The 15,492-nt window shown below is 67.7% G+C and carries 13 protein-coding genes; 6 read left to right on the top strand and 7 right to left on the bottom strand.

What is annotated here, in order from left to right; translation table 11 throughout:
* Positions 1 to 37 precede the first annotated feature (37 nt).
* Positions 38 to 2,047 (bottom strand): CHASE2 domain-containing protein, encoded by a 2,010-nt coding sequence (locus IB243_RS12205; RefSeq protein WP_192427263.1) that lies wholly within the window; start codon positions 2,045 to 2,047, stop codon positions 38 to 40.
* On the bottom strand, positions 2,019 to 5,588 hold the full coding sequence (locus IB243_RS12200) for a TonB-dependent receptor domain-containing protein (protein ID WP_192427261.1): 3,570 nt from the start codon (positions 5,586 to 5,588) through the stop codon (positions 2,019 to 2,021). Before IB243_RS12200 ends, IB243_RS12205 begins: the two co-directional genes overlap by 29 nt.
* 293 nt (positions 5,589 to 5,881) lie before the next feature.
* On the opposite strand from IB243_RS12200, the gene IB243_RS12195 reads away from it, so the two are divergent.
* Positions 5,882 to 6,754, top strand: coding sequence for a gamma-glutamyl-gamma-aminobutyrate hydrolase family protein (locus tag IB243_RS12195; RefSeq protein WP_192427259.1), 873 nt, complete (start codon positions 5,882 to 5,884; stop codon positions 6,752 to 6,754).
* On the opposite strand, the gene IB243_RS12190 is transcribed toward IB243_RS12195, so the two are convergent.
* Positions 6,751 to 7,662 (bottom strand): LysR family transcriptional regulator, encoded by a 912-nt coding sequence (locus IB243_RS12190; RefSeq protein WP_225584903.1) that lies wholly within the window; start codon positions 7,660 to 7,662, stop codon positions 6,751 to 6,753. The two genes, IB243_RS12195 and IB243_RS12190, sit on opposite strands and share 4 nt — an antisense overlap.
* 85 nt (positions 7,663 to 7,747) lie before the next feature.
* On the opposite strand from IB243_RS12190, the gene IB243_RS12185 reads away from it, so the two are divergent.
* Together IB243_RS12185 and IB243_RS12180 are read left to right on the top strand one after the other, a co-directional pair.
* The gene (locus IB243_RS12185) at positions 7,748 to 8,098 is read left to right on the top strand and encodes a protocatechuate 4,5-dioxygenase subunit alpha (RefSeq protein ID WP_192427256.1); all 351 of its coding nucleotides are present in this window, start codon (positions 7,748 to 7,750) and stop codon (positions 8,096 to 8,098) included.
* Between the two features lie 120 nt (positions 8,099 to 8,218).
* A complete protein-coding gene (locus tag IB243_RS12180; protein ID WP_192427255.1) occupies positions 8,219 to 9,064 on the top strand; it encodes a class III extradiol dioxygenase family protein in 846 nt (281 codons plus the stop codon).
* A 25-nt stretch (positions 9,065 to 9,089) separates the two neighbouring features.
* Here IB243_RS12180 and IB243_RS12175 read toward each other — a convergent pair whose 3' ends face one another.
* Positions 9,090 to 9,434: a VOC family protein gene (locus IB243_RS12175; RefSeq protein ID WP_192427254.1), complete on the bottom strand. Its 345-nt coding sequence runs from the start codon at positions 9,432 to 9,434 to the stop codon at positions 9,090 to 9,092.
* Positions 9,435 to 9,537: 103 nt separating this feature from the next.
* Positions 9,538 to 10,416 (bottom strand): AraC family transcriptional regulator, encoded by an 879-nt coding sequence (locus IB243_RS12170; protein WP_192427253.1) that lies wholly within the window; start codon positions 10,414 to 10,416, stop codon positions 9,538 to 9,540.
* A 222-nt stretch (positions 10,417 to 10,638) separates the two neighbouring features.
* On the opposite strand from IB243_RS12170, the gene IB243_RS12165 reads away from it, so the two are divergent.
* Together IB243_RS12165 and IB243_RS12160 are read left to right on the top strand one after the other, a co-directional pair.
* Entirely contained in the window at positions 10,639 to 11,931 is a 1,293-nt protein-coding gene (locus IB243_RS12165) for a putative DNA modification/repair radical SAM protein (protein WP_192427252.1), read from the top strand.
* A gap of 15 nt (positions 11,932 to 11,946) precedes the next feature.
* Positions 11,947 to 12,825 carry a TIGR03915 family putative DNA repair protein gene (locus IB243_RS12160; RefSeq protein WP_192427251.1) on the top strand — a complete coding sequence of 293 codons (879 nt, stop codon included), beginning with the start codon at positions 11,947 to 11,949 and terminating at the stop codon, positions 12,823 to 12,825.
* On the opposite strand, the gene IB243_RS12155 is transcribed toward IB243_RS12160, so the two are convergent.
* The gene (locus IB243_RS12155) at positions 12,782 to 13,762 is read right to left on the bottom strand and encodes a pyridoxamine 5'-phosphate oxidase family protein (RefSeq protein WP_192427250.1); all 981 of its coding nucleotides are present in this window, start codon (positions 13,760 to 13,762) and stop codon (positions 12,782 to 12,784) included. The genes IB243_RS12160 and IB243_RS12155 overlap by 44 nt on opposite strands.
* Positions 13,759 to 14,409 carry a glutathione S-transferase family protein gene (locus IB243_RS12150; RefSeq protein WP_192427248.1) on the bottom strand — a complete coding sequence of 217 codons (651 nt, stop codon included), beginning with the start codon at positions 14,407 to 14,409 and terminating at the stop codon, positions 13,759 to 13,761. The genes IB243_RS12155 and IB243_RS12150 overlap by 4 nt, the downstream gene beginning before the upstream one ends.
* A gap of 108 nt (positions 14,410 to 14,517) precedes the next feature.
* On the opposite strand from IB243_RS12150, the gene IB243_RS12145 reads away from it, so the two are divergent.
* Positions 14,518 to 15,456: a LysR family transcriptional regulator gene (locus IB243_RS12145; protein ID WP_010464393.1), complete on the top strand. Its 939-nt coding sequence runs from the start codon at positions 14,518 to 14,520 to the stop codon at positions 15,454 to 15,456.
* Positions 15,457 to 15,492 lie beyond the last annotated feature (36 nt).

Raw genomic sequence — 15,492 nt, 5'->3', positions numbered from 1 at the left:
CAGGCCTTGACCCCGGTAAACACATGTCAAAACATCCTCACAACTTGTCCAGCGCCACGGCGGGCGACCAGTCGCTGCCAACGGGTAAGGCGCGCGCCTCTGCCACGCGCTGCTGCAGGCGCAGCGCCGCCGCATCCCCAGGCACGCGTGCCAGCACCTGCGCCAGATAGCCGCTGGCACCGTCCCAATCGCGCGCGTGGAAGGCATTGAGCGCGGCCAGACTGGCATCCCGCACAGCGGCATCGTCACACGGTGTGAACACACGCACGGGCTCGGTTTTTCCCTTCACGACCACATCATCGAGCGCGCGCAGCAACACCGTGGGCGGCAGTTGGGCTGCGGTGGCGGCCGACAACAAGATGCCGGTGCCAAACGCCTTGTTGGCACCCTCCAGCCGGGCGGCCAGGTTCACGGCATCACCAATCGCGGTGTACGAAAAGCGCTGCTCCGAACCCACGTTGCCCACCACCACACGCCCCGTGTGCAGGCCAATGCGCATGTGGATGGGCGGCAGGCCCCGCGCACGCAGGTCGGCCACCAGTACCGCCATGGCCTGCTGCATGGCGACGGCGGCGGCCACGGCATGTTCGGCGTGCTGCGGGTCGTCGAGCGGCGCCCCCCAGAAGGCCATCACCGCGTCGCCAATGAACTTGTCCACCGTGCCGCCCGTGGCATGCACGATGGGTGTCATGGCGTTGAAGTACGCGGTGAGCACCTCTACCGTCTGCTCGGCGCTCAGCTGCTCCGACAGGGTGGTGAAGTTGGCCAGGTCGGTGAACATGAGCGTGACCTCGCGCGCCTCGCCGCCCAGGCGCATCAGATCAGGCTGCGCAATGAGGCGCGAGACCACGGCAGGCGGCACGTACTGCGCAAACATCGCCCGCGTCTGGCGCGCGCGCCGGCGCACAAAGGCATAGCCCGCCAGCGCCGCTGCGCCGCAGACCGCCACCGCTGCCGCCGCAGGCAGCAATGGGGGCCACCACAGCTGAAAACGCCCAAACAGCCACCACGAGGCCCCCGCTATTGCCGCCACCAGCGCTGCTGCCAGCGCCGCGGCGCCCGCTGGGTGCAGTCTGCGGTTACCCCACAGCAGCAAAGGCACCAGCAGCACCACGAGCGCCAGCGTCCAGCCGTCCGAAACGCTGCGCAGCCCACCGCCGGTGAGGTAGTTGTCCACCAGCGTGGCCTGGAGCTCCACCCCAGGAAACAGGCGCTCGCCCCCTGCGGTGCCAAACGGTGAATTGAACAGGTCGGCCTGCGACCGCGACAACTCGGTCGCGGTGCGCGCAGACCGCCCCACCAGCACGATCTTGTTCTTGAAAAAACCTGCGGGCAGCAGGCCCGGCTCCAGCGCCTGGTAGTACGAGCGCGTGTCAAACGTGCCGCGCGGGCCCCGGTAGCCGATCCAGTCGAAGTGGCGCAGCACCGGCATCTTGCCGCGCGCCTCGGCCGCGCGCTGCGCCAGCCGCAGGGCAAAACTCTCGCGTGCCACGGGAACGCGGCGCACCACGAAGTCGTCGTCGGGCTCCACCCCCGCATCGCCCGCATCGGCCCCGGCGTCCAGGAACCGCTGCAGGGGCATCACGTCCAGCCACAGTGCAGCGTTGCTGCTGTCGATCTTTTCGCGCGTGGCGGCCAGCACCACGGGGCCGGTCTCTGCGATGGCCTGCGCGAGCGATGCATCCTCGGCCTCGGTAGACGGGTCGGCGAACACGATGTCCAGGCCTATGGCCGCGGCGCCCTCGTCGTGCAAACGCTGCAAGAGCGCTGCATGCACGCTGCGCGGGAAGGGCCAGGTGTGCTGCAGCTCCTGGAACGTGGGTTCGTCAATCGCCAGGATCACCACGGGCAGTGCCGTGCGCTGTGGCGCAGTCCAGGCCGTGAGCACGTCGAAGGTCTTGAACTCCAGCGCGTGCCAGGTGCGGCTGAACGTGGCCGCCCCCACCAGCAGCAACGCCAGCGCGCAAGCTGCCAGCGCATAGAACTGTTGCTGGCGCCGGACCGCTGGCGATACGGAATCAGAAACGGTAGCGCGCGTCCAGGACATACCGGGTCTTTCTGCGGTCTGACTTCGGCGCCCACAGGTTCAATGCGGCCACGCCCACCACCCAGTGTTTGTCCTGCGATTCCCAGAACCCCATCAGGTCCAGGCCCCAACCCGGCGCCATGCGCGTGAGGTTTTCCTTGTCTTCAAAACGCTCCGACCGGTACACCGCACGGCCACTGACGTAAAACCGCTGCGGACTGACCCAGGTGGCACCCAGCACGGCCGTATGGCGCGGGATGTAGGGAATCCGGCCCACCAGCCCATCCGTGTCGTAACTGCGGCTTTCGCTGCCCTGGTAGAGGTATTTGGCATAGCCCGACCAGCGCCGGCTGAACATGTGGTTGACGCCTGCGCCCAAGGTCTTGAGGGTGCCGGCGTCAAAGCTGGGCGTGTCTTCCAGCAGGTCGGTGGTGGAGAGGTTGACCAGCTGGACGTTGCGCATTTCTTCGAGGAACGGCAGGCTCGGGGTCCGCAGGTCGACGCCCACCGTGCCGGGGTTGCGCACCCGCAGGTGGTCTGCGCGCAGGCTGAGGAAGGTGCTGGCCCCCAGCTCCATGCCCAATTGCGCCACGGTACGCTTGTGGCGGCCACCGGCTTCGACCAGCCGGTCCTCAACGGGAATGCCTGCTGTCTCCACACTGGTGAGTGTCGAAACACTGAGCGGCCGCAGCCAGTCCTGGTAGGCCATGCGCACGGTGGTGCCTGCGGCGGGTTGCCACACCATGCCTACCCGGGGGGTGACGACGCGCTCCATTTCGGCGCGACGCGCCTCCACCTCACTAAATCGGTCCAGCCCGACCAGGTAGCTTTGCGTCAGGCCATCCACGCGGTGGCGTATCTGCTGCAACCCCAACGCCGCGTCCAGGTTCAGCGCCGGGTCCAGCCGCTGCGTCGTCGCCAGGGTCAGGCCCGTGTAGCGCCGATCCACATGGTTGTAGCCGCCTACCAGCAGGTAGTCACGATAGGGCCCCTCGCCGGGAATGTCGGCGCCCACCACGGCCTCGCCACCGATCAGGTTGTTCTGGCGCTCGCGCACATGCTCCAGCGCCACGCTCCATCGGCTCCCGGGCGTGGTGTCCACGGTGTGGCGCAGCTGCAGGTCATTGATCTGTTTCTTGGGCTCGCTGCTCACACCCATCAGGCTCACAAACGGCGGCTCCAGGTACACGGTGGGATAGCGCAGCAACAGGATGTTTTCCACGCTGCGGCCCAGCTTGACCCAGGTCTGTTCGGTCGGCCCCCAGCGATAGGACATGCCCACGGCGCCCTGGGTGTTGGTGTTGTCCATCGACGTCTCGAACAGGTTCTGGCTGCGCAGGCGCATGTCGAACTGGTTCACATAGGCAAACAGGTTGATGCGCTCGTTGGGCTGCATGCCAGCCCCCACCGTGACTGCCCGAGCGCGCACGTCGCCATAGCCACCGCGCACGGCAGGCGCATCGTTGACCTGGAGGTCAAACGGGAACTCGCTGGCATTGGCCGACTGCGCCTTGAAGAACCACGACACGGGCACACGGCTGTTGTCCATGCCGTTGAGCGTGACCGCGGGGGCACGCATGCGGTACTGGTCGCGGTCCAGCGTTACGCCCACCGCCCCATGCGCCCCGGGTTGCTGCAACAGCGACGAATACCGCTGGGCCGCACCAAACGCCATGGGGTCGGTGAGAAAACCCTGGAACAGCGCGGAGTTCTTGTTGAACTCGCCCGCATACCGGTCCGCCAGAAACAGGTGGCTACCGCCCCAATAGGGATAAAAACTCTGCTGCGCCAGCTCCAGCGCCCAGTCTTCCATGCCAAAGAAGGCCATGGATGCGCCCAGGTTGGCACTGCCTTTCTGGTCGTTGGCGACCTGGTTGAGCGACTTCAGGTACGGCATGCGCGCCACGGCGGCGCGGGCCGCCTCCACCGCTTCGCCGGGCTGGAACAGGTCGGTGTGGATCTGTGCGAGCAGCATGTAGGGCACGGGGTCCTTGTCGTCCAGGCTGCTCGCCTGGTGCAGCGTGGCCAGTGCGTCCTGGTGGCGACCCAGCTGGTAGTACGCCACGGCCGTCCAGGTCTTGGCGCGCGCATAGCGGGGCTCCATCACGCCCGCGCGCAAGAACGCATCCAGCGCCGCCTGCGGGTGGCCCTGCTTGAGGTGCAGCAGCCCCTGGCCCGTGAGCGCCACGTAGTCCGCCGGGTTATCGCCCAGCGCGGTGGCAAAGGCCTGGCCCGCCTCGGTGAACTGGTTGGCAAAGGTTTCCAGCGTGCCCAGTTCGCCCCAGGCGCCGGGGCTTTGTGGCGAGAGGGCCAGCGCCTGCTGCAGGTTGGCACGGGCGGGGCGGGCATCTTCGCGTTCGGTGTGGGCGCTGCCCAGGCCCTGCCAACCCCGGGCGTCTTGCGGCGCCAGCTGCGTGGCCTCGGTGTACGCACCCAGCGTGCCGGGTGCATCGCCACGGCGCCGGGCCAGCTCGGCGCGCACCATCGCAAGCTCCGCGTGCGCCGCGCCCTGTGCCGGGGCCAGCGTGGCGGTGGCCTCGTCCACGCGGTCGCTCAGCAGTTGTACCCGGGCCAGCTGCGCCACCAGGGCCGGGTGCGCAGGCCAGCGCTGCAGGGCGGTGCGCAATGTGACCACCGCGGCGGGCGCTTCGCCGTCCATGAGCTGCACATCCGACTGCATGAGCCACACCGGCAGCGGGGCCGCCGGTGTGGCTGCCTGGCGGGCCAATTGTTCGCGCGCGGCGAGGACGTCACCGGCCTGCAGTGCGATGGCGGTTTCCATCACGGCCACCCAGGGTGCTGGTGCGCTGCCAGATGTTTGTGCCTGCGCCAGCGCCGCGCGCGCTGCGGGCAAATCGCGGGCCACCAGCGCGGCACGCACTGGGGCCAGTGCTTCGGGCACGGGCTCGGCGGCCAGGTGCGGCAGCGGGTCGGCACGCAGGGCATTGACCCACTGGATGCGGTCGCGCGGCTGGCTCAGCACCAGCTTGACCGGGGCCTTGCCCACCTCGGCATAGGCGGCCTCGTTGGCCCCCACCGACACCTGCCCCTGCGCATTGGAAAACTCCACCGTGCCCGACAGCACGGTCAGCAACGTGCGGCCATCGTCTTCCACGCTGATGTCCCAGTCGGTGCCCCGGATCGCCGCCGTGGCAGCCGGGGTCTCCAGGTTCAGCCGGGAGCCGTCGGCGCGGCGCGTCTGCGTCCAGGCCCTCCCGGCGTTGAGCAGCAGCGTGGTCACCGGCTGGGCCGGTGTGGCCACGCCCTTGACCTGCAGCACCGTGTTCTGGTGCAGGCGCAGCTGGGTGTCGTCGGCAAACAGCAGGGCCATCCTGGCAGCCTGCCGGGTGCGCACGAAGTCACCCGTGGCCAGGGGTTGGGCCTGGCGCGCCGGCTGCCAGTCGGCCGCAGCGGCGGCGCGCTGGTCGCCCGTGCCCTGCAGACTGACGATCTCGGCGGCAGCACCTGCGGGCACGGCGGCCTGGGCCAACAGCGGCCAGGCCAGAGCGGTCAACGTGGTCAGCGCCGTGAGCGCGGGTAGGCAATGCTTCTTGTGGGACATGTCATGGGCTTTCGGAGAAGGCTGGAATGGCACCACCCGGCGCAACCTCCCTGGCGCCCGGCGAGCAGAAATTATCGCGAGCCCACCCCCTCAAACAGCTTCTTGCCCCGCGCCGCGCGGTTGCATTTTCATGAAGAAAGCCACATTTCGTAGCATTGCGTCGCCGGCGACAGCGCCAGCGCAGCCCCGCACGGCCCCTTCCTACAGACGCGGCGCGGGTGCGGTGCTACAAATTGGTAACCCAAGATTGCATTGATCACACGCCCCGCGCGTGTTGCCTGGAGCCTCCAAACATGCCCGCCGCCCGCCGCCTCAAGATTGGTCTGTCTGCCTGCTTTCAACACGCCGACCCCGCCCGCCCGCTGTTCAAGGGCAAAACCCTGCAGTACGTCGAACAGTCCATTGCCCACTGGCTCATGTCGGCCGGGGCCATGGTGGTCATGGTGCCCTGCCCCACTGGCGAGACGGCACGCGGCGACGTGACGCTCGACCACTATGCCGAGTGGCTGGACGGCATCGTCATGCACGGTGGCGCCGATGTGTGGCCGGGCAACTATGGCGAGGAGCCCCTGCGCGATGAGTGGGTGGGCGACCGCGTGCGCGACCTGTACGACCTGGCGGTCGTCAAGGCGTTTGCCCAGGTCGGCAAGCCCATCTTCGGCGTGTGCCGGGGCCTGCAGCTCATCAACGTGGCCTTTGGCGGCGCGCTGTACCAGGACATCGAGACCCAGCACCCCGGTGCGCAGCAACACCGCAACGCCAGCACGTACGACCAGCACTTTCACGATATCCACATCGTGCCCGACTCGCACCTGGCCAAGTTGTACCCGGACACACCACGTGCACGCGTCAACAGCATCCACCACCAGGGCATCAAGCGGGTAGCGCCGGACTTTGTCGTCGAAGCGCTGAGTGAGCCCGACGGCGTGCCTGAAGCGATCCGCCTGCAACCGGCACCGGGGCGTGGCTACATCGCCGCCACGCAGTGGCACCCCGAGTTTCACAAGGTCGGCTCGGACACGCTGGACGACACCGCGATCCTGGAGGATTTTCTGTCTGCCTGCGAACTGGCCAAGGCCAGCCCACGGACGGTAGCCCATCCCTCGCCGCCACTGCGTGAACGGGCGTCGCGGCTGCTGCGGCGGGCGCTGGCAAAGCGGGCCTAGCCTCCCATCCCCATGGCGGGCCCGACTACCGCCTGTATCTGCTCGCGCAGCCAGCGGTGTGCCGCGTCTTGCTGGTAGCGCATGTGCCAGATCAGGTACATGGGCAGGCTGGGGCAGGCCACCGGTACGGGCACACCCGCCAGCGCAGCCAATGCGGTGCGCCCCATCAATGACGGCGCCGTGGTGAGCAGCGAAGTGCCCCGCACAAACGCGGGCAGTGCAGCGAAGCCCGGCACACGCACCACCACCCGGCGGTGCACACCGCGCGCGTCGAGCTGACGGTCCAGGTCCAGCCCCCGGCGCGCCTCATAGGCCACAGTGGCGTGGTCGGCCGCCCGGTAGTCCGCCTCTGAGGTCGGCGCGTTACGCACCGCAGGGTCGTAGAACACGCGGTACTGGTCTTCAAACAAACGCTTTTGCACGATGTCGGTGCCCTCGGGCGGGCGGGGGCTGATGACGAGTTGGCACGCGCCGGAGCGCAGCAGTTCGGCGCTGGGCGCGCCGCTGGGCACGATGCGCAGCGTGACGCCCGGCGCGGCGGTCCGCAAGCGTGCGGCGAGGGCGGGCAGCACCAGGTCGCGCTGGAAGTCGTTGGCAGCGATGGTCAGTTCGGTCTGCCAGGCCTGCGGGTCAAACTGGGGCCCTTGGGCAAAGAGCTGCATCTGGCGCAACATGTCGCGCGCGGGCTGGGCCAGGGCCTCGGCGCGTGCGGTGGGCACGATGCCGCGCCCGCGCTTCACAAACAGCGGGTCGCCGGTGATGGCGCGCAGCTTGTGGAGCAAATGGCTCACCGCCGACTGGGTGACGCCCAAGCGCTCGGCCGCCGCCGTGATGCTGCCCGTCTCCAGCACCGCCAGCAGCAGCTTCAGCAGGTGCCCGTCCAGCTGTGATCCATCGAATTTGCTCATGCATTCGATGATCTTGGGCCCCTTCATCTTTGGCAATGCCGTCGCGACACTGCGGGCTGACTTACATCAAGCCCCGGAGACTTCCTTGCCTTCCCGCAACCCCCCGATCCCCGGCACCACGCCGTTCGATGGCGACCAGGCCCGCAAGGGCTATGCGCTGAACAAGATGTGCTTCTCGTTCAACAACGAGGCCAACCGCAAGGCCTTTGTGGACGACGAAGAGGCGTACATGAAGCAGTACGGCCTGAACGAGCAGCAGGCTGCCGCCATCCGCGCCAAGAACGTGCTGCAGCTGATTGCCGCAGGCGGCAACGCCTACTACCTGGCCAAGTTCGCAGGCATCTTCAAGCTGGACATGCAGGACATCGGCGCGCAGCAGACGGGCATGACCAAAGACGAATTCAAAGCCATGCTGGTCGCAGCGGGCAAAGACTAAGCCCCCACGCTCCCCACTGCGTGTGGTTCGCTGCCCCCCAAGGGGGCCGCAGGCGGCTTGGGGCGGCCCGGCGCCGCCTGAAGCAACGCACGCCACAACAACCTTCATCAGGAAAATAACATGGCACAACTCATCGGCGGCCTCGGCACCTCGCACATCCCGGCCATTGGCAACGCCATCCACAAGGGCCTGCAAAACGATCCGTACTGGAAGCCCTTCTTCGACGGCTTTCCGCCCATCCGCCAGTGGCTGGGCGAGAAGCAGCCCGACGTGGTGGTGATGTTCTACAACGACCACGGCCTGAACTTCTTCCTCGACAAGATTCCCACCTTTGCCGTGGGCGCAGCGGCGCAATACAACAACGCCGACGAAGGCTGGGGCATCCCCACGTTGCCGCCCTTCCCGGGCGAGGTGGACCTGTCGTGGCACCTCATCAACACGCTGGTCGAGCAAGAGTTTGACGTGACCACCTGCCAGGAGATGCTGGTGGACCACGCCTGCGCCCTGCCGCTCAAGCTCTTCTGGCCCGAGGGCGATTGCCCGGTGACGGTGGTGCCGGTGTGCATCAACACCGTGCAGTTCCCGCTGCCCTCGGCCAAGCGCTGCTACGCGTTAGGCAAGGCCGTGGGTCAGGCGATCCAGAGCTGGGACAGCGACAGGAAGGTGGCGGTGATCGCCTCGGGCGGGCTGAGTCACCAACTCGACGGCGAGCGCGCGGGCTTTATCAACAAGGCGTTTGACCTGCAGTTCATCGAAAGCCTAACCACCAACCCCGAATGGGCCACGCAGTTCAGCGTGCACGAGCTGGTGGAAAAGGCCGGCACCCAGGGCGTGGAATTGCTGATGTGGGTGGCCATGCGGGGCGCCTTGGCCACTGCGAGTGCGAGAGTGCGCCGGGTGCACAGCAACTACCACATCCCGATCTCCAACACCGCCACGGCGGTGATGGCGCTGGAGGCGGTGTAGCGCAGAGCGCTGCGTCCGTTGCCCGTCAGCGCCGTGCCGGCTGGTGCAACCCAAAGCGAACCCCGCCGGGGTCGGTGCACATCAGAAACACGCCAAAACCGGGCTCCTCCGGGCCCGGCGGTTGCACGGTCCCGCCCAGCGCCCGCACACGCTGGGCCGCCTCCACCGCATCGGCCACTTCAAAGAACGGGGTGATGGACTGCGCAGGGTCTGCGCCATGCAGGCCGACTTTCATGCACCCATTCACAAACCAGCCCTCGCCCTCCTTCTCCGTGGGCTCAAAAGTCCATCGAAAGAACTGGCTGAAGAACTGCTGCGAAACCTGGGCGTTTTCGGCCCCGATTTCAAGGAATGAGACGTTGGCGTGCATCAAAAGCTCCCTTGAGGAAAACATGGCAAGTGCGCCAGTCTGGGCGCCTTGTGCCCGCACGTCTTGAAGAAAAATGACCTGGTGCCGGGTGGCTCGCAGATCGTCAGCCCCTTGACTCAGCCGTCTCCACAGACTCCACCAAACTGGCGGGCTTGCCCGGCACATCGGCAAAACCCGCGCGCTGGTAGGCCGCTGGCGAGCAACCCGCAAAGTGCCGGAACTCCCGGCTCAGGTGGCTCTGGTCGGCAAATCCGCAGCGGGCGGCCAGGTCCGCCAGGTCGGTTTGCCCAGCGGGGCCAGTACCCCCCTCCAGGGCCTGGTGGGCAGCCCCAAACCGCAATCGCCGCGCCAGGCGCTTGGGCGTGTCCCCCAGCTGGTGGCAGGACTGCAGTGCCAGGTGCCGCTCGCTCCAGCCCACGGCGCGGCACAGGGCCGACACGGGCAGGTTGCCGCGTTGCGCGCTCAGCATCTCCCAGGCCTGCCGCACCGGTGCCTGCACCGTGTGGCGCGACCGGGCCAGCATCCCCTGCAGGCACTGCTGTACCAAGGCAAAGCGCGCGGGCCAATCCGGCGCATGGTGCAGCTGCTCGGACAGCTGCGCGGCCTCACTGCCCCACACATCGGTCAGCGCAACCACTGAACACGAGAGCACGTCCGGGCTGCCGTGGAACAGCTGAAAGCCCAACCAGGGCGCCAACGTGACCTCCACGCAAGACTGCGCGCCCCGATGCTCGGTCACCACCGGCCCGCCACCGAGCCCCACCACCAGGGATTGGTAGGGCTGCAGGGTGCCAGCGGGCAACCTGACTCCATACGCCGCATGCCAGCCGATGATCAGCTTGATGCCCGCATGCGCGACCTCCAGGCGGCGCACGGGGTAAGGCAGACATTCTTCAAAGCCCCACATCGCACAGGCGGTGGCGGGCTGCCCCGGCAAGCCGGGGCCCGGTATGGCCCGGCTTGAGGCAATGGGCGTTGGCATGGGGTTCTCCTGTCGGTCCATCGACGGTGCCGACGGGCCACCTTACACCGCTCGGCGGCGTGCTGGCCACGGCGGTGCAGACACAGGAAGCAGCGCGGCCAACAGGTTTTAAGCTTTTTTGGCCCTTAGCGCCTTATCCATCTACACCAGAAGCTACATTTTTGATAGCACACAAAATCCCTTGGACTGGCTGAAGGCGGAGAAATACTGTAAATTCATCCAGTGAATTTACAGTCCAAACTCGCCATCCTGGCCGACGCCGCCAAGTACGACGCCTCGTGCGCATCCAGCGGTGCTGCGCCGCGCAACTCCGTGGGCGGGCGCGGCATGGGGTCCACCGAGGGCATGGGCATCTGCCACAGCTACGCGCCAGATGGCCGCTGCATCTCGCTGCTCAAGATTCTGCTCACCAACTTCTGCCAGTACGACTGCCTGTACTGCGTGAACCGGGTGACCAGCAACGTGCCCCGGGCGCGCTTCACGGTCGATGAGGTGGTGCGGCTCACGCTGGACTTTTATCGTCGCAATTGCATCGAGGGGCTGTTCCTGTCCAGCGGCATCATCCAGAGCCCCGACTACACCATGGAGCAGGTGGTGGAGGTGGCCCGCGTGCTGCGCGAGGAGCACGACTTTCGCGGCTACATCCATCTGAAGACCATCCCCGATGCAGCGCCGGAGCTGATGGAGCGCGCAGGCCGCTATGCGGATCGCCTGTCCATCAACATCGAGCTGCCCACGGCCGAAGGCCTCACGGCCCTGGCGCCAGAAAAAGACAGCGCCGCGATTGACCGATCCATGGCCCGCATGGCGGTGCACATTGGCGAATCGCGCGCCGCGCGCAAGGAGCAGGCCGCACAGGCCATCGTGTCGATGCCGCAATCGCGCACCACGCGCCGGGCTAGCGTGCCGCACTTTGCGCCCGGCGGGCAGAGCACGCAGATGATCGTGGGGGCGGATACGACCAACGACCGCACCATCCTCGCCACCAGCGCGCGGCTGTACGGCGTGCACCGGCTACGGCGGGTGTACTACTCGGCCTTCAGCCCCATTCCCGATGCGGCCCGCGCACTGCCGCTGGCCGCACCACCCACGGTGCGCGAGCACCGGCTGTACCAGGCCGACTGGCTGATGCGCTTTTATGGCTTCACCCACGACGAGATCGTGCCGCCTAGCCAAGGCGCCCCAGGCGGTCAGGTGGGCATGCTGGCGCTGGACATGGACCCCAAGCTGGCCTGGGCACTGGCGCACCGCGAGCGCTTTCCGGTCAACCTCAACACCGCCCCGCGCGAACTGCTGCTGCGCGTGCCGGGTTTTGGTGTGCAGACGGTGGACCGCCTGCTGGCCGCCCGCCGCGCGCGCAGCCTGCGGCATGCGGACCTGGCGCGGCTGCATGTGCCACTGAAAAAAGTGCTGCCCTTTGTGGAGGCGGCCGACTACCGCCCCGGGCGTGCGCTGGACGCAGCGGATCTGGCGGCGCAACTGGCGCCGCCGCCGATGCAGCGCAGCCTGTTCTGAGCTGGAGAGACTCGCATGCTGCGCCACACCATCACGCTGGACCACGCCACCGACTGGCCCGGCTTTCGCCAAGCGGCACGCGCCCTGGTGCAAGCCAACGTACCCCCACAGGCCGTGGACTGGCGCTGCCAAGCCGATGCGGCAAGCGACCTGTTTGCGCCCGAGCCTCACAGCCACAACGTCCTGCCACCACCAAGCCCCGATGCGCCCGCGCTGCGCGTACCGCCCGACTTTGTGCACCTGTGCGAACAGCTCATCCTGCACCGCGACCCGGCCCGCTTCCCGCTGATGTACCGCCTGCTGTGGCGCATGGCGCAAGGCGGCACGGAGGCCGAAGCCGCGCGGCACGACCCGCTGGACGCGGACCGAATGTTGGCCCACCACATGGTCCGCGCCGTGGCGCGCGACAAACACAAGATGCACGCCTTTGTGCGCTTTCGGCCCGTGGTGGAGCCCGACGGCCAGGCCCTGCACATGGCCTGGTTCGAGCCCGACCACTACATCACTGTGGCCAACGCGGGCTTCTTCATCCGCCGCTTCACGCAGATGCGCTGGGCCATCCTCACACCCAACGCGAGCGTGCGCTGGGACGGCCAGCAGCTGCACACCGGCCCCGGCGCGCAGCGCAGCGACGCACCACCGCCCGATGCGGGTGAGGCGCTGTGGCTCACCTACTACCGCCACATCTTCAACCCCGCGCGGCTCAAGCTGGGCATGATGAAAAAGGAAATGCCCACGCGCTACTGGCACAACCTGCCCGAGGCGGCGCTCATCACCGAACTGGCACAGACGGCGCACGAGCGCAGCGCGAAGATGGTGGAGGCCGAGGCCACCGTGCCGCGTCGGCGCATCAACCCGGTGGCACAGCGGCCCCGGGACGGCGCAGCGCGTTGAACTGCGCAGCCGCCACCGGTGGCGTCCACCGCCACGGCAACACCCCAGGTCGCCACAGAGCGTTTTGCACCGTGAGCTGCAGCACCCGCTGTGCACCAGGCCAGGGCGCACGCGCCGCATCGTCCCACAGCAGCTCCGCACGCGCGGCGATGTGCAGCAAGCCACCACCGTCATAGTCCACCACCAGCAGGCCCGCCAGCGGGTGTTGCGCCAAGTTGCCCAGCGTGTTGAAGAACTGGTTGCCCGGGTAGTCGGGCAGGCGCAGCACCACGCCGTGCGCGGTGCGCTCGGCGCGCACAAAGCCGGGCTCGCCGCCCCGGTGCGACACGTCCACACCTTCGTTGCGCGCACTGCCCGGCTGCGCGGCCGAGGCGCTGGCGATGAACAACGTGTCAGCCTGCTGCACGCGGGCCAGAGCCTCGGCATCGAGCGCCGGGCCCAGCACCTGCACAGGCCCCGGCGGGGTGACCGTGGCACGCAGGCCCGGTTCACGGGCCTGGATGTATTTGGGGCAATTGCCAAAGCTCTGCACCACGGCAATCGACAAACCTGCCTCACTGAAGGCGGCCACCTCGCCGTTCATGCGGTTGCGGCGGCGGGTGTGGGGCTCCAGCCCCAGCACGCCCACCGGGGCACCTGGCGCCAACCGGTTCAACACGGGGTCGGCGGCGTTGGGGGCGGTGGCGATGTCCATCTGCCGCGCATCCGGCGTCTGCACAAAACCGGGTGGGCCTGCCAGCATGGTCGCCCAGGGCTGACCTTGTTCATCCAGCGCACCTACCAGCAAGGTGGGCAGTTTCTCGAAAAGCTCCCGGTGCTGGTCGGGCATGTGGTCGCGCAGAACCAAGGGGCCGATGGCGGCCATGCGATCGCGCAGGCCCACGCGCTGCTGCAGCGCCTGCTCGCCCGCGTGGAAGGCGTCGGACGTGGTGGTCACGCTGCCTCCCGCGCGGACGGGGCCAGGGTGTCGGCCAGCGGCACATAGCCGGGCAGCGCCTGCAAGCGCGCCACCCAGCCCGCAATGCGCGGGTAGGCCGCCAGCGGGAGCCCCGCGATGTGCGCCTGCGAGGTGTAGCTGACCATGGCGATGTCCGCGAGGCTGGGCTGCTCGCCGCCCAACAGCCACACACGGCCCTGCAACTCACCCTCCATGTAGTCCAGCAGGCGCTTACCGGTGGCGAGCGCAGCTTCGCGGTCAGCACCCGGCAGTCGGCCTGACAGCGCTGCGTAGCGGGGTGTGGCAACCCCCGGCACCAGCATGCCTGCTGCCAGGCTGAACCAGCGCTGCAGTTGCGCCTGACCCAAAGCATCCTGCGGTATCCAGGCGCTGCCCGGTGCGTAGCGCTGCGCCAGGTAGACCAGGATGCCGTTGCTGTCGCTGAGGGCCGTGCCTGCGTCCACCAGCACCGGCACCTGGCCCAGCGGGTTGAGCGCCAGGTGCTGCGCGCTGCGATGCTCTCCGCGCCGCAGGTCCACGTTGACCAGTTCGTGCGGCAGGCCCAGCAGCGACAGCATCAGCTCCACCCGGTGGCAGTGGCCCGACACGGACATGCGATAGAGACGAAGGGGTGTGGTGGGCGCCATGGAGAGGTCCTTGTGAAAAGGGTAAACAAAGAAGCCCCGACCTTATCTATTGCACGGCACGGTGTTAATAGCCATAGTGCAGCTTTCAAAATTGCGTGAACTGAAACAATGGACCACCTCGACACCCTGCGTTGTTTTGTGGCCGTGGCCGATGTTGGCGGCTTTGCAGTCGCGGGGCGGCAACTGGGCTGCTCGGCCGCCGCCGTCACGCGCGCCATTGCAGCGTTGGAGGCCCGGCTCGGTGTGCTGCTGTTTCAGCGCAGCACGCGCATGGTGCGGCTCACCGAAGCGGGCGAGCGCTTTTTGCAGGACTGCCGCCCCCTCTTGAACGACCTGCACGAGGCCGAGCAGGCGGCCAGTGGCGCACAGGCCGAAGCGCAGGGCCTGCTGTCCATCACCGCGCCACAGATGTTCGGCATTCAGCATGTGGCGCCTATCGTGCAAGGTTTTCTGCAGGCACAGCCGCGCGTGCAGGTGCGCACGCTGTTCGTCAACCGCCTCGTGCATTTGCTGGACGAGGGCATGGACGTGGCCATCCGCATCGCCCACCTGCCCGATTCAGGGCTGACCGCCGTACAGGTGGGTGCCTTGCGCCGCCTGGTGGTGGCGTCACCCGCTTATCTGGCGCAGCACGGCAGACCGCGCCACCCCGCTGATCTAAGTACCCATCGGGCCATCGGATTTTCATTTGACGCACGGGCTCCAGCGCCCTGGAAGTTCCGCGACGGCGCAACGGGCCACCCTCAGTTCGCATGGATCAGCAACAGCAACGAGGTGGACATTGCCGCCGCAGAGGCTGGCCTGGGCCTGACCCGTTGCCTGGCCTACCAGGCCGCCGCCAGCTTGCGAACAGGCCGGCTGCGCATCGTGCTGGCCGAGCACGAGCTGCCGCCGGTGCCTGTGCACATCGTGTACCCCGCAGGGCGGCGGGCCCCCGCGAAGGTACGGTCCTTTGTGGAGTGGGCCCGCGAACGCCTCGCCAAGGAACCGGTTCTGAACGGTCGTGGCCTGGGACGCGGTAACGCCTTGTTGCCAATCACTTCGTGATCTGTCATCGCCGCCCGTCCCCGCGCCGTTGCATAC

The organism is Acidovorax sp. ACV01 (assembly GCF_014851495.1).
GTDB classification, from domain to species: Bacteria; Pseudomonadota; Gammaproteobacteria; order Burkholderiales; family Burkholderiaceae_C; genus Acidovorax; species Acidovorax radicis.
The sequence above is the reverse complement of the archived record's forward strand: the minus strand, read 5'-3'. Positions and strand labels throughout refer to the sequence as shown.